Source organism: Amycolatopsis sp. NPDC023774 (assembly GCF_040639695.1).
Lineage (GTDB): Bacteria > Actinomycetota > Actinomycetes > Mycobacteriales > Pseudonocardiaceae > Amycolatopsis.
The window spans coordinates 376,919-390,543 of the sequence record NZ_JBFAAJ010000003.1; the positions used below are offsets into that span (position 1 = coordinate 376,919).

Here is a 13,625-nt window from a genome sequence, read left to right on the forward strand (position 1 = left end):
TCACCAGCTCCGCAGCCCGGCGAACTTGCGCCTGGCGCCGACCGCCTGGTTGAGCACCTTCTTCTCGAGATCAGTCCGGCTCAGGCGCTCCACGCGGGTGAGTTGCAGGGCCGTGGCAACCGCGAGCAGGCTCGCCCGGTCGAGCTGCTGCGCGCGGAGGTACTCGGCGCCTTCTTCGTCGTTATCGGCTTCCCGCAAGCGCACGACGATCGCGGCGATTTCAGCCGGCGACTTCTGCGGTTCAGCCGGTGGAGCTGGCTCCTGCCGAACTGGTCGATGTTCGGTTTCGCCAGCGGACGTTTCGGCTTGAACAACGCCGTGGCGAGCCAGAAGATCCACGAGTTTGGCAATGGTGAGGTGGCTGTACCGCCTCAACCGCAGCGACTTCGCCACTTCTTGCATCGTTTTCTTCGACGGGTTGCCCGCCAACAGGCAGCTCCGCCGTTCGCCTTCGGTGGTCAGTGTCGAAAGTTCCAGCAGCAACCGCTCCGGTTCACTGAGCGGCTGGGCCGGAGGAACGACCGGCTGTGCCGCGGCGGGTGCGCCGACGGCGTCGACAACAGCCAACCGCGCTGTTCCGGAGGCGAGGGCCTGCAAGGTCGCCTCGTCTTGCTGCACCAGGAACTCAACCAGCTGAGCCGCCAAGGCGACAACAGGCTTCAGTTCGGTCATCGGGCGCCGCCCAGCGTCAGCTCGAGCGCGCCAAGGATTTCGTCGGCGAGCAGGTCGAACTCCCGCACAACCTCGTCCTTCGCCGCCGACGTGCGCACCATTGCCGGGACGCCGCTTTCGCCGGCGTCGCCGAAGTGGCGAGGGCTGTTGCGGACCTTGTTCTCCAGCAGGGGAACCTGCGAGTTCAGGCGCACTTGCTCGATGTAGCCGTGCTGCGCAAGCGTGACCTGCTGCGAGTAGATCTGGACCATCGTGAAGACCACGCCCAGGAACTGCGGGTCTATCGGCCACTGGTCCTCGGTGCCGCGGTTGTGGTTGGCGAAGTCGTTGAACTGCTTCACCAGGGAGTCGCAGTTGCCGTAGAGGTAGTCCAGGCCCAGCGTCGACAGATAGTCCGCCTTCGCGGGCACGAGGATCTGCTCGCTGGCCACGATCGCGGTCTTGGTGACGAGCCCGAAGTTCGGCGCGCAGTCGATGAGCACGAGGTCGTACTCGTGGAACTGACTGTCCTGCAAGGCATTGCGCAGGCAGCCGTGGAGGTCCAGGAACTTGCGCTTCGACCCGTCGAGCGTGGTGGCGCCGCCGAGCCGGGCGGCCAGTTCGAGGTCGATGTCGATGAGACCGAGGTGCGAGGAGATGAGGTCGACCTGCCCGCCCTTGCCGACGAGAGCCTTGTTGACCCGCTCCGGCGTGACGACGAGGTCGGCCAGCGAGACGTCCCGCCCGGGCATCTCGCCGTCGTACCACTGCTTGATCGTGCGGCCGTCCTTGAGCCGTTCCTGCCAGTCGGTGACGGTGTAGAACGAGAACGTCAGATTGGTCTGGGGATCCAGATCGAGGAGCAACACCCGCAGGCCCCGGGCGGCTGCCACCGCACCGAGGTTCGCGGTTAGCGTCGTTTTTCCCACGCCGCCCTTGTAGTTCATGACCGCCACGACCCGCATTCGCATCTCCCCGGTGTCCCTCGCCGCCCCATCCAGAAGACCCTTGCAGAAGCATTTTGCGGAAAGCAACTGGCGCACCGCGAATTGGACCCGAACGAGCTCGTGTAATGAGCCGATTGCCGCACTGGTACGCCAACCGGTGGCGGCACAGTCACTCTCGCATCGGATTGACAAGCAGCGCTCGGCCATGACCCGTTGTCGCTGCGACGACAAAACGGCGGCGGGTCCTTCCCGAAAGGACCCGCCGCCGAAAAGCGAAAACTCAGCCCCGCGGATTCTCCGCCGGAACATCCTGCGCCGCACCCAACCGCCCCGACGCCCATTCCGTGATGCGCCGCGCCACGTCCTGGGCGGTGAGCCCGACCCGGTCCAGCACCTCGTCCCGCGAGCCGTGATCGTGGAAGCTCTGCGGCACGGCCAGGTCGCGCAGCGGGACGTCGCAGTCGGCGTCGCGGAGGACCGCGGCCAGGGCGGAGCCGAAGCCGCCGTGGCGGCCGCTGTCCTCGACCGTCACCACGAGCTTGTGCTGCTCCGCGAGCGCGACCAGTTCGGCCGGGACCGGGACGACCCAGCGCGGGTCGACCACCGTGACGCCGATGCCCTGGTCGGCCAGGCGGTCGGCGGCCGCCAGGCCCAGCTTGCCGAACGAGCCGACGGCGACCAGCAGTACGTCCGGGGTGCAGGACTCACGCGGGCGGCGCAGCACGTCGACCGTGCCGAGGCGCTCCACGGCGGGCAGGTCGGCGCCGACGGTGCCCTTGGAGAAGCGCAACGCGGTCGGGCCGTCCTGCACGGCGACGGCCTCGCGCAGCTCCTCGCGCAGCGTGCCCGGGTCGCGCGGCGCGGCCACGCGCATGCCGGGCACCATGCCGAGCAGCGACAGGTCCCACATGCCGTGGTGGCTGGGACCATCGGGGCCGGTGATGCCGGCGCGGTCGAGCACGAACGTCACCGGCTGGCGGTGCAGCGCCACGTCCATCAAGACCTGGTCGAACGCGCGGTTGAGGAACGTCGAGTAGACCGCCACCACCGGGTGGTAGCCGCCCATCGCGAGGCCCGCCGCCGACGTCACGGCGTGCTGCTCGGCGATGCCGACGTCGAACCAGCGGCCCGGGAACTTCTCGGAGAACTTCTCCAGGCCGGTGGAGCGCAGCATCGCCGCGGTGATCGCCACCACGTCCTCGCGCTCGGCGCCGATCTTCGCCAGCTCGTCGCCGAACACGCCGGTCCAGCTCGGGCCCTTCACCGGCGGCAGGCCGGTCTCCGGGTCGATCGGGTCGGTCTGGTGCATCTGGTCGGCCTGGTGGTTCACCGCGGGCGCGTAACCGTGGCCCTTCTCGGTCACCACGTGCACGATCACCGCGCCGCCGAACGCGCGGGCGCTCTGCAACGCCTTCTCCAGCGCCACCAGGTCGTGGCCGTCGACGGGGCCCAGGTACTTCAGCCCCAGGTCGGAGAACATCACCTGTGGGCTCAGCGCGTCCTTGATGCCGGCCTTCGCGGCGTGCAGCGCGGCGTAGATCGGCTTGCCCACCACGGGGGTGCTGCGCAGGATCTCGCGCCCGCCGTCGAGCAGGCGCTCGTAGCCGGGCTGCAGCCGCAGCGCCGCGAGGTGGTCGGCGAGCCCGCCGATGGTCGGCGAGTAGGAGCGGCCGTTGTCGTTGATCACGATCACGACCGGGCGGTCCCGGTTCGCCGCGATGTTGTTGAGTGCCTCCCAGCACATGCCGCCGGTCAGCGCGCCATCGCCGACCACTGCCACGGCGTGGCGCGGGGCACCGCCGGACAGCTCGAACGCCTTCGCCAGGCCGTCCACATAGGACAGCGCGGTGGACGCGTGGCTGTTCTCCACCAGGTCGTGCTCGCTCTCGGCGCGCGACGGGTAGCCCGTCGGCCCACCGAGCTGGCGTAGCTTGTCGAACTCGGTGTGCCGGCCCGTCACGATCTTGTGCACGTACGCCTGGTGACCGACGTCCCACACGATCGCGTCGCGTGGCGAGTCGAACACCCGGTGGAGCGCGAGCGTGAGCTCCACGACACCCAGGTTCGGGCCCAGGTGACCCCCGGACCGCCGCACCTTCTCGACGAGGAAATCCCTGATCTCGGCGGCCAGCTCGTCGAGGTCCTCGACGCTCATGCGCTTCAGGTCCGCCGGCCCGTGCACGGAGTCCAGCATCGTCACAGCTCCACCTCGCCTGGTTCCCTCTTGCTCCCGCCAGTTCCGGCCAGTCTACGGATCCGCGCCACCACCGCCGCGCCACCCGCGTCCCGGATCACACGCCGACGCCGAACGCAACTCCACTGCCGGGTGTGAACATGGAGCCTTCGGGCAAGTCGCGGCTACCGCGAGTGGCCACGATAATCCGAACCGGATCAAGATCGAGAGGACCTCATGGCGGACTTGTACATCGGCGGCGAATGGGTGGACGCGAAGGCGGGAGGCCGGCGTGAAATCCGGTGCCCCGCCGACGGGTCGCTCGTCGCCGAGGTGGCCGAGGCCACGCGCGAGGACACCGAGGCCGCGATCGCCGCCGCCCGGCGCGCGTTCGACACCGGCCCGTGGCCCTCGACGCCCGCCGCGCAACGCGGTGACCTGCTGCTGCGCGCGGCCGACCTGCTCGACCGCGACGCCGAGAGCTTCGCTCGCGCCGAGTCGCTCGACACCGGCAAACGCCTGGTGGAGAGCCGCTACGACATGGCCGACATCGCCGCCTGCCTGCGGTACTTCGGCAAGCTCGCGGCCACCGACGCGGGCCGCGTGGTCGACACCGGCAGCGCCGACGCGTTCAGCCGGATCGTGCACGAGCCGGTGGGCGTGTGTGGCCTCATCACGCCGTGGAACTACCCGCTGCTCCAGACCATCTGGAAGGTCGCGCCCGCGTTGGCCGCGGGCAACACGTTCGTGCTCAAGCCGAGCGAACTGACGCCGCACACGTCGATCCTGCTCATGAAGCTGCTCGCCGAGGCCGGCCTGCCCGGCGGCGTCGCCAACCTGGTGCTCGGCGCGGGCCCGGAAGCCGGCGCGCCGCTTTCGGAGCACGGCGGAGTGGACCTGGTCTCGTTCACCGGCGGTCTCGCCACCGGCCGGGTGATCGCCGCCAACGCCGCCACGACGGTGAAAAAGGTGGCACTGGAGCTCGGCGGCAAGAACCCCAACGTGGTGTTCGCCGACGCCGACTTCGAGACCGCCGTGGACTACGCCCTCACGGCCGTGTTCCTGCACTCCGGCCAGGTCTGTTCAGCGGGCGCGCGCCTGATCGTGCAGCGCGAGTGGCACGACGAGTTCGTCGACGAGCTGGTGCGCCGTGCCGAGCGGATCCGCCTCGGCGGGCCGTTCGACGAGCACGCCGAGACCGGGCCGCTGATCTCGGCCGCCCACCGTGAAAAGGTCGAGCGCTACGTGGCCACCGCGCTGGCCGAGGGCGCCGTGCTGCGGGCCGGCGGAAAGCGGCCCGACGACCCCGAGCTGCGGAACGGTTTCTACTACCTGCCGACGATCCTCGACAACGTCGCACAAGGCAGCCACGCCGTGGTCGAGGAGTCGTTCGGACCGGTGCTCACGGTCGAGACCTTCACCGACGAGGACGACGCCGTGCGCATCGCCAACGACACCCACTACGGGCTGGCCGGCGGCGTGTTCACCAACGACGCGGCGAAGGCGCAGCGCGTGGCGAACCGCTTGCGCCACGGCACGGTCTGGATCAACGACTACCACCCGTACCTGCCGCAGGCGGAGTGGGGCGGTTACAAGCAGTCCGGCTTCGGCCGCGAGCTGGGCCCCACGGGCCTGGCCGAGTACACGGAGGTCAAGCACATTTACCAGAACCTGCGTCCCGGCCCGCAGAAGTGGTTCGCCGGCTGACTCCCGTGCGCTCTTAGAAGCGCGTGCAAGCCCTAGTCCGATCGAGAACCACCGAAAGGACCAGTGCCCGTGAGCACCGACACCGGCGGCCGTGGCAACGCGGACACCAGCGACCGAGAACTCGGCGAGTTCGGCTACACCAACCAGCTCAAGAGAACGCTGGGCAGCTTCCACACCTTCGCCGCCGGCATCAGCTACATCTCGGTGCTCACGGGCGTGTTCCAGCTCTCCTACCTGGGGCTTTCCGAGGGCGGCCCGGCGTACTGGTGGTCGTGGCCGATGGTGTTCGCCGGCCAGCTGATGGTGGCGCTGAGCTTCGCGGAGCTGGCCGCGCAGTACCCGGTGGCCGGGTCGGTCTACAACTGGGCGAAGAAGCTCGGCAACGGGCACGTGGCGTGGCTGGCGGGCTGGATGATGCTGCTGGCCTCGATCGTCTCCATCTCCGCGACGGCGCTGGCCTACCAGCGCACGCTGCCGCAGATCACCTCGTTCTTCCAGTTCATCGGCGACGGGTCGGGCTCCAGCGACGCGGCCAACGGCGTACTGCTGGCGACCTGCCTGATCGTGTTCACCACGCTGGTCAACGCGTTCGGCGTCAAGCTCATGGCGCGGATCAACAGCGCGGGGGTGTTCATCGAACTGCTGTTCGCGGTGCTGCTGGCGGTGTTCCTGGCGTTCCACTTCGTGCGCGGCCCCGGCGTGGTGACGGAGACGAACGGCACCGGCGCCGGGCACGCGGGCGGCTACCTCGGCGCGTTCCTCATCGCGGCCATCGCGTCGTCCTACGTGATGTACGGGTTCGACACGGCGGCCTCGCTCGGCGAGGAGTCAGTGGACCCGCACCGCAACGCGCCGAAGGCGATCATGCGCGCGCTCGTCGCGTCCTTCCTGCTCGGCGGGCTGATCATCCTGTTCGCGCTGATGGCCGTCGGGAACATCCACGCGCCGGAACTCGGCACGATCGGCCTGCAGTTCGTGCTCACCGACGCGCTCGGGCCGGCGATCGGGCGGATCTTCCTGTTCGTGGTGTTCATCGCGATCACGGTGTGCGTGCTGGCCGTGCACACGGCGGCGATCCGGATCGCGTTCGCGATGGCGCGCGACAACGCGCTGCCCGGCGGGTCGCGGCTCGCGCGCGTGAGCAAGAAGACCGGCACGCCGGTGCTGCCCGCGATCGTGATCGGCGTGATCGCGATCGCGCTGCTGCTGGTGAACATCAACTCGTCGCAGATCTTCTCGGCGGTCACGAGCCTCGCGATCATCCTGATCTACCTGGCCTACCTGCTGGTGACGGTCCCGATGTTGATCAAGCGTCTGCGCGGCGGCTGGCCGCGAAAGGACTGCCCGCCGGGGCGGTTCTCGCTCGGCTGCTGGGGCCTGCCGGTGAACGTGCTCGCGGTGCTGTGGGGCATCGGCATGACCGTGAACCTCGCGTGGCCGCGCACGGAGATCTACAACGCGTCCCCGCCGTTCCACTGGTACCTGCGCTGGAGCTCGGTGCTCTTCGTCGGCGTGTTCGCGGCCGGCGGGTTCGCCTACTACTGGTTCGTTCAACGCCACCGCATCGGGGTGCTGGCCGGCCACGCCTCGGTGCCGTCGTCGGCGGAGTCCGAAAAGGAGGAGTCCAGGTGAACGAGTTCGACTACGTGGTGGTCGGCGGCGGCACGGCGGGTTCGGTGGTGGCGGCGAGACTTTCGGAGGACCCGGGCGTCACCGTCTGCCTGCTGGAAGCCGGGCCGTCCGATGTGGACGACCCCGCCGTACTCGAGCTGACGAACTGGATGGCGCTGCTCGAATCCGGCTACGACTGGGACTACCTGGTGGAGCCGCAGGAAGTCGGCAACTCCTACCTGCGCCAGGCCCGCGCGCGGGTGCTCGGCGGGTGTTCGTCGCACAACTCGTGCATCGCGTTCTGGGCGCCGGCCGAAGACCTCGACGAGTGGGCTTCCCTCGGCCTGCCGGGCTGGTCGGCCGCCGACATTTTCCCGCTGTACCGACGACTCGAGACCAACGACGGGCCCGGCGAGCACCACGGCCGCTCCGGACCCGTCACGATCCGGTCCGTGCCACCGCGCGATCCCGCGGGTGTCGCGATGCTCGCGGCGTGCGAGCAGGCGGGCATCCCGACCACGGAGTTCAACTCCGGCAAGACGGTGACCCACGGCGCGAACTGGTTCCAGATCAACGCGCGCGAGGACGGCGTGCGCTCCTCGGCCTCGGTGTCGTACCTGCACCCGATCCTGGACACGCGCGAGAACCTGGAGGTGCGCACCGGCGCGCGGGCCAAGCGACTGCTGTTCGACGGCCGCCGCTGCACCGGCGTTGAGCTGCAGCACCCCGACCTGATCCACCACACGAGGGTGACGGCACGGCGCGAGGTGATCGTGAGCTCCGGCGCGATCGACACGCCGAAGCTGCTGATGCTCTCGGGCATCGGTCCTGCCGGGCACCTGCGCGAGGTGGGCGTGGACGTGCTCGTGGACTCCCCCGGCGTCGGCTCCAACCTGGAGGACCACCCCGAAGGCCTGGTCCAGTGGGACGCGCTGCAGCCGATGGTCGCCGAGTCCACGCAGTGGTGGGAGATCGGCATCTTCACGTCCACCGAAGAAGGTCTGGACCGGCCGGACCTGATGTTCCACTACGGTTCGGTGCCCTTCGACATGAACACGCTGCGCCACGGCTACCCGACCACGGAAAACGGCTTCTGCCTCACGCCGAACGTCACGCGCAGCCGATCGCGCGGCACCGTCCGCCTGCGCACGCGCGACTTCCGCGACAAGCCCCGCGTGGACCCGCGCTACTTCACCGACGAGCACGACATGCGCGTGATGACCCACGGCGTGAGGCTGGCCCGCGAGATCGCCGCGCAGCCGGCGCTCGACGAGTGGGCCGGCGTCGAGCTCTCACCGGGCCGCGACTGCGTGAGCGACGACGAGATCGCCGACTACCTGCGCAAGACCCACAACACCGTCTACCACCCCGCGTGCACCGCCCGGATGGGTCCGGACGGCGACCCGGACGCCGTGCTCGACGCCCGCCTGCGCGTGCGCGGTGTCGAGGGCCTGCGCGTGGCGGACGCGTCGGTGATGCCGTTCCTGGTGACCGTGAACCCGTGCATCACCACGATGGCCATCGGGGAGAAGTGCGCGGACCTGATCAAGCAGGATCGCGCCTGACTCGGCGGAGATCGCCACGTGCGCCGGGTTTCCGGTGAGCGGGCACCCTCCACAAGCGTCCGTCCGGGGGCAGTGGAACCGGTCACGGCGCCCGTACACTCGGGTCCCCTGGCCTGGTGGAGGTGTTCGTGAGCGGTGGGTCGCTGCGCGGGACGCGGGCGGTGCTGGTGGCCGGCACGGCCGTGGCGGGCGGGGTGGCCCTCGTCCTGCCGACGGCCCACTCCCTGTCGGGCAGGCTGCCCGCCGACGACCTCGGCCCCGAACTGAGCCTGGCACTGAGGATCGTCTGCGCGGTGGCGCTGGCAGCCGCGTTCGCGCTCGCATGGGTCACGTTCAAGCGCCACAGCGACGAGCCGCTGGCGTTCGCGATGCTGCCGGGGCTCATCGTGGCCGGGATCGCCGTGCGCTACCTCGTGCGGACGCTGCCCGCGTACGCGGATGAGTTCCCGGCCGCGGGCATCGGGCCGGCGCTGGGTGCGTGGCTGTTGCTCGGCGCCGGCGCGCTGCTGACCGTGACGGGCCTCGCGGCCGGTTTCGCGCTCAAGAGCCGCTGACACCCGGTGCCGGCGTGGGGCGGCCTGGGGTGCTCAAAGCCGGGGGGGTGTCCACGGGACTGGCCCTGGCGGCTTGTTCGAGCTCCGGGGAGACCCCGGCAGCGAGCGGTCCGGCCGCGTCGGGCTTTCCGGTCGACGTGAAGGGCGTCGAATGCACTACGAGGATCCCCCGGCCTCCGCAGCGCGTGCTGTCGGTGGGCCAGTACCGCGAGTCCGATGCGGCCGTCGCGCTCGGTGTCGTGCCGCTCATCACCCCTGACCTGCGCAAGTGCCGCCCGGGGGGATGTCGCCGTGGCGCCGTGCAGCTGCCGTAAGGACACCTGGCAGGTCACCACGCGCCGCGTCGCCACGGCGCTGGGCCGCTCCCCCGAGGCCGAGAAGCTCGTGACCGACGTCGAAACCCGGATCAAGGCCGCGAAGGACGCCAACCCGAGCTTCGCCGGGCGCACGTTCACCATCGGCCCGGTCACCGGCGACGGCACGATCACCACGATCAGCAGCGCCCAGGACGCGTCCGCCCTGTTCTTCGCGCAGCTGGGCCTGGTGCTCTCGCCGAAGGTGACGTCGCTGCCCCAGACCTCGATCCCGGGCCGCGCGCAGATCAGCCCGGAACGCCTGGACCTCCTGGGCGCCGACGTCCTCGTGCCCACCTGCACCACGCCGGGCCCGCGGGCGGACCGAGGCGTTGCCGCTGTTCCAGCAGCTCCCCGCCGTGCGCCGCAGGTCGTCCGTCGCGCTCGACCCTGACCACGGCGATCGCACTGGCGTTCCCCTCGGCGCTGAGCGTGCCTTCCGGCCTGAAGGAGGTCGGGCCCAAGCTCTCGGGCGCGATCAAGGCCTGAGCTCTGTTGGTTGCCCCGGCTCCACGCGGGGCGTGCGAGAGCGCCTTTGCGCGAGCCCGGCTCCGTGGAGGCTTCGGTGCGCGGCCGAGCCGCACGCTGAGGCTTCGCCGTGCAGCAGCGAGCCCGGACTCGCGCGCCCGCGCTAGCGAAGCCGTGACCGCGCCGGGTGGATCGGCGTCGAAACAGTCGCCCGGTGGCGCCGCGCGTTGCCGGGCGCGAGGTGCTCGTCGACGCGCAGATGCCTCTCACTCGGCTGCGCACCAATGCCACCGCCGACGCGAACACCATCGCGATTACTGCAGCAGCGCGACGCACTCCACGTGGTGAGTCATGGGGAAGGCGTCGAACGCGCGCAGGTCCGTGAGCGAATACCCGTGGTCTGCGAAGGTCGCCAGGTCCCGTGCGAGCGCCGCGGGATCGCAGGCGACGTACACGATCCGGTCGGGCGAACCCGCCGCGATCGCGTCCACCACCGCGCGCCCGGCGCCCTTGCGCGGCGGATCGAGCACGACCACGTCGACGGGCTTCGGAGCGTCCGCCAGGGCGTGTTCGACCCGGCCCGCGCGCCACGACACCTGCGGCAGGTCTGCGAGGTTGCGCTCGCCGTCCGTCACCGCCTGACGGCCGGACTCCACGGCGAGCACGTGCCCGTCCGGCCCGACCTGCTCGGCCAGCACCGACGCGAACAGGCCGACACCGGCGTAGAGGTCCCACGCGACCCCGCCGCGCGGAGCCTCGGCCCACTCGCGCACGAGCTGCGCGAACGTGTCCGCCGCGGAGGGGTGCACCTGCCAGAAGCCGTGGGCGTCGAGACGCCAGTCGCGGTCGGCGGCGTGCTGCACGGCGAGGCCGCCGGACAGCTGGCGCGACTTCGTGCGGCCGTGGACGGTGGAGAGCTCGCGCAGGTGTGTGTGCCCGTCGCCGTCGGTGGTCGTCTCGAGCTCGGTGCCCGGGCGCCAGCGCTTGGCCAGCGCGACGTCGAGTGTGCCCGGCACCGCGATCGGGCAGTCGTCGAGCGCGACGACGCGGTGGCTGTGGTGCGCGCGCAGCCCGGCGCGGCCGTCACGCCCGGCCACGAGCCGCACGCGGCTGCGCCAGCCGAGCGGGCCGCCGTCGAGCGGCTCCACCACGACGTCACGCGTGATGCCCGCCAACCGCTCCAGCTGCTCGGCGACCACGGCCGCCTTCAGGACGCGCTGGTACTCCGGGTCGGCGTGCTGCCAGTCGCAGCCACCGCAGCCGCCCGGGGCGGCCAGTGGGCAAGGCGGCGTGACACGGTGCTCCGAAGCGCCGAGCACCTCCACCGCGTCCGCCCGGCAGAAGGAACCGCCTTTGTCCTCGGTCACCTCGGCGCGCACGCGCTCGCCCGGCAACCCGTGGCGCACGAACACCACCCGTCCGTCCACACGCGACACGCAGTGGCCGCCGTGGGCGACCGGGCCGATCTCGAGCTCGAGCACGCGGCCGAGCCAGTTCTCCGTCATTCAGCAGTTTCCTTGACCGGTTTGGGGGGCTCTGCGGGCTTCGTGGCACCACCGGCGCTCGCCGTGAACCCACGTCGCACGTCGCCAGCCGCGGGACGGGCCCGGCGTTCGCGCTCGGCCGCTTTCGCCGAGGACTCCAGCTGCCACGGCACGCTCGCGACGATGACACCCGGCTGGAACAGCAGCCTTCCCTTGAGCCGCAACGCACTCTGGTTGTGCAGCACCTGCTCCCACCAGTGGCCGACCACGTACTCGGGGATGAACACGGTGACCACGTTGCGCGGGTTGTCGCCGCGCACGCGCTTCACGTAGTCCAGCACCGGCTTCGTGATTTCCCGGTAGGGCGACTCGACGACCTTCAGCGGCACCTTGAACTTGTGCGCCTCCCACTCGGCGGTGAGCCGGCGGGTGTCGGCGTCGTCGACGTTCACGGTCACGGCCTCGAGCACGTCGGGCCGCATCGCCTTGGCGTAGGCCAGCGCGCGCAGCGTCGGCCGGTGCAGTTTGGACACCAGCACGATCGCATGGTTGCGCGAGGGCAGCACCGTCGGGGTGTCACCGAGTTCCTTCAACTCCTCGGCCACGCGGTCGTAGTGCTTCCGGATCGCCGTCATCAACGCGAAAATCGCCACCATGGCCGCGATCGCGATCCACGCGCCGAGCAGGAACTTGGTGATCAGCACGATGATCAGCACGGTGCCGGTCATCGTGAGGCCGATCGCGTTCACCGTCTGCGAACGCCGCATCCGCCGCCGCACCGCGCCGTCGGTTTCCTTGGCCAGCAAGCGGTTCCAGTGCCGGACCATGCCGGTCTGACTGATCGTGAACGACACGAACACACCGACGATGTAGAGCTGGATGAGCCGCGTGACCTCCGCGTCGAACGCGATGATCAGCACCAGCGCGAAGACCGAGAGGAACAGGATTCCGTTGGAGAACGCCAGCCGGTCACCGCGCGTGTGCAGCTGCCGCGGCAGGTAACGGTCCTGAGCCAGAATCGAGCCGAGCACCGGGAAACCGTTGAACGCCGTGTTGGCCGCCAGCAGGAGGATGATGCCGGTGGCGAAGGAGATGTAGTAGAACGCCGGCGGGAAGCTCGCGAACACGGCCTGGGCGATCTGCGTCACGATGGTCTTCTGCTGGTACCCCGGCGGCGCGCCCTGCAGCTGCTCGGCCGGGTTGTCGGCGAAGTTCACCTTGGTGATCACGGCGAGCGTGATGATGCCGATGAGCATGATCACCGCGAGCACGCCCATGAGCAGCAGCGTGGTGGCCGCGTTCTTCGACTTCGGTTTCCTGAACGCCGGCACGCCGTTGCTGATCGCCTCGACCCCGGTCAGCGCCGCGGCGCCCGACGAGAACGACCGAAGGATCAGGAAGACGAACGCGAAACCCGTCCAGGTGCCCTCGGAGTGCAGCGTGAACCCGGCGCTCTCCGCCCGCATCGTCGTGCCCGTCGCGGCTTCGATCAGCCCCCACCCGACCATGATCAGGATGCCGATGATGAAGCCGTAGACGGGGATCGCGAAGGCTTTGCCCGATTCGCGCACACCGCGCAGGTTCAGCGCGGTCAGCACCGCGACGATCACCACAGCCGCGATCACCTTGTGCTCGGCGACCCACGGGATGGCCGAGCCGATGTTCGCGACACCGGACGAAGTGGACACTGCGACGGTCATCACGTAGTCCACGAGCAGGGCGCTGGCCACCGTGAGGCCGAACTTGCTCCCCAGGTTGGTGCCGGCGACCTCGTAGTCACCGCCACCGCTCGGGTAAGCGTGCACGTTCTGCCGGTACGACGCGACGACCGTCAGCATGACCAGCGCCACGGCCACCCCGATCCACGGCGCGAACGCGTACGCCGAGAGCCCGGCGAAGCTCAGGGTCAGGAAGATCTCCTCCGGCGCGTACGCAACGCTGGAGAGCGCGTCCGAGGCGAAGATCGGCAGCGCGATGCGCTTGGGCAGGAGCGTGTGGCCGAGGCTGTCACTGCGGAACGGACGTCCGAGTACCAGGCGCTTCAGCACGGTCGGGAACTTCGACACCACGGAAGCGTAACCGGCACCCGGCAAGGTAGGTTCGGCGCTGGTG

General features: G+C 70.0%; 11 protein-coding genes. 6 read left to right on the plus strand and 5 right to left on the minus strand.

Annotation, left to right across the window (positions count from 1 at the left end; all coding sequences use genetic code 11):
* The 3 genes from AB0F91_RS11295 to dxs form a co-directional block, all read right to left on the minus strand.
* Nucleotides 1-672, minus strand: a complete 672-nt coding sequence (locus tag AB0F91_RS11295) for a hypothetical protein (RefSeq protein ID WP_360596824.1) — start codon at nucleotides 670-672, stop codon at nucleotides 1-3.
* Nucleotides 669-1,616, minus strand: a complete 948-nt coding sequence (locus AB0F91_RS11300; RefSeq protein WP_360596825.1) for an AAA family ATPase — start codon at nucleotides 1,614-1,616, stop codon at nucleotides 669-671. Before AB0F91_RS11300 ends, AB0F91_RS11295 begins: the two co-directional genes overlap by 4 nt.
* 262 nt (nucleotides 1,617-1,878) lie before the next feature.
* Nucleotides 1,879-3,798 carry a 1-deoxy-D-xylulose-5-phosphate synthase gene (gene dxs / locus AB0F91_RS11305; RefSeq protein ID WP_360596827.1) on the minus strand — a complete coding sequence of 640 codons (1,920 nt, stop codon included), beginning with the start codon at nucleotides 3,796-3,798 and terminating at the stop codon, nucleotides 1,879-1,881.
* A gap of 210 nt (nucleotides 3,799-4,008) precedes the next feature.
* Between dxs and AB0F91_RS11310 the strand changes: the two genes are divergently transcribed.
* From AB0F91_RS11310 to AB0F91_RS11335, 6 genes are all read left to right on the plus strand, one after another.
* The gene (locus AB0F91_RS11310) at nucleotides 4,009-5,478 is read left to right on the plus strand and encodes an aldehyde dehydrogenase family protein (RefSeq protein ID WP_360596828.1); all 1,470 of its coding nucleotides are present in this window, start codon (nucleotides 4,009-4,011) and stop codon (nucleotides 5,476-5,478) included.
* Nucleotides 5,479-5,547: 69 nt separating this feature from the next.
* Entirely contained in the window at nucleotides 5,548-7,110 is a 1,563-nt protein-coding gene (locus tag AB0F91_RS11315; protein WP_360596830.1) for an amino acid permease, read from the plus strand.
* Nucleotides 7,107-8,654, plus strand: coding sequence for a GMC oxidoreductase (locus tag AB0F91_RS11320; protein WP_360596832.1), 1,548 nt, complete (start codon nucleotides 7,107-7,109; stop codon nucleotides 8,652-8,654). The genes AB0F91_RS11315 and AB0F91_RS11320 overlap by 4 nt, the downstream gene beginning before the upstream one ends.
* Before the next feature lie 128 nt (nucleotides 8,655-8,782).
* Nucleotides 8,783-9,208, plus strand: a complete 426-nt coding sequence (locus tag AB0F91_RS11325) for a hypothetical protein (protein WP_360596834.1) — start codon at nucleotides 8,783-8,785, stop codon at nucleotides 9,206-9,208.
* Nucleotides 9,209-9,255: 47 nt separating this feature from the next.
* The gene (locus AB0F91_RS11330; RefSeq protein ID WP_360596836.1) at nucleotides 9,256-9,522 is read left to right on the plus strand and encodes a hypothetical protein; all 267 of its coding nucleotides are present in this window, start codon (nucleotides 9,256-9,258) and stop codon (nucleotides 9,520-9,522) included.
* Complete coding sequence (locus tag AB0F91_RS11335) at nucleotides 9,500-9,955, plus strand: hypothetical protein (RefSeq protein ID WP_360596837.1); 456 nt, start codon at nucleotides 9,500-9,502, stop codon at nucleotides 9,953-9,955. Before AB0F91_RS11330 ends, AB0F91_RS11335 begins: the two co-directional genes overlap by 23 nt.
* Before the next feature lie 388 nt (nucleotides 9,956-10,343).
* Here the strand turns inward: AB0F91_RS11335 and AB0F91_RS11340 are convergent, their stop codons facing one another.
* Nucleotides 10,344-11,534, minus strand: a complete 1,191-nt coding sequence (locus AB0F91_RS11340; protein WP_360596839.1) for a class I SAM-dependent RNA methyltransferase — start codon at nucleotides 11,532-11,534, stop codon at nucleotides 10,344-10,346.
* Complete coding sequence (locus AB0F91_RS11345; protein WP_360596841.1) at nucleotides 11,531-13,579, minus strand: APC family permease; 2,049 nt, start codon at nucleotides 13,577-13,579, stop codon at nucleotides 11,531-11,533. The genes AB0F91_RS11340 and AB0F91_RS11345 overlap by 4 nt, the downstream gene beginning before the upstream one ends.
* Between the last annotated feature and the right edge of the window lie 46 nt (nucleotides 13,580-13,625).

What these genes read in the sequence shown, in the direction of transcription:
- AB0F91_RS11295 (WP_360596824.1), bottom strand. Translation starts at nt 672, where the DNA reads ATGACCGAACTGAAGCCTGTTGTCGCCTTGGCGGCTCAGCTGGTTGAG.
- AB0F91_RS11300 (WP_360596825.1), bottom strand. Translation starts at nt 1,616, where the DNA reads ATGCGGGTCGTGGCGGTCATGAACTACAAGGGCGGCGTGGGAAAAACG.
- AB0F91_RS11310 (WP_360596828.1), top strand. Translation starts at nt 4,009, where the DNA reads ATGGCGGACTTGTACATCGGCGGCGAATGGGTGGACGCGAAGGCGGGA.
- AB0F91_RS11340 (WP_360596839.1), bottom strand. Translation starts at nt 11,534, where the DNA reads ATGACGGAGAACTGGCTCGGCCGCGTGCTCGAGCTCGAGATCGGCCCG.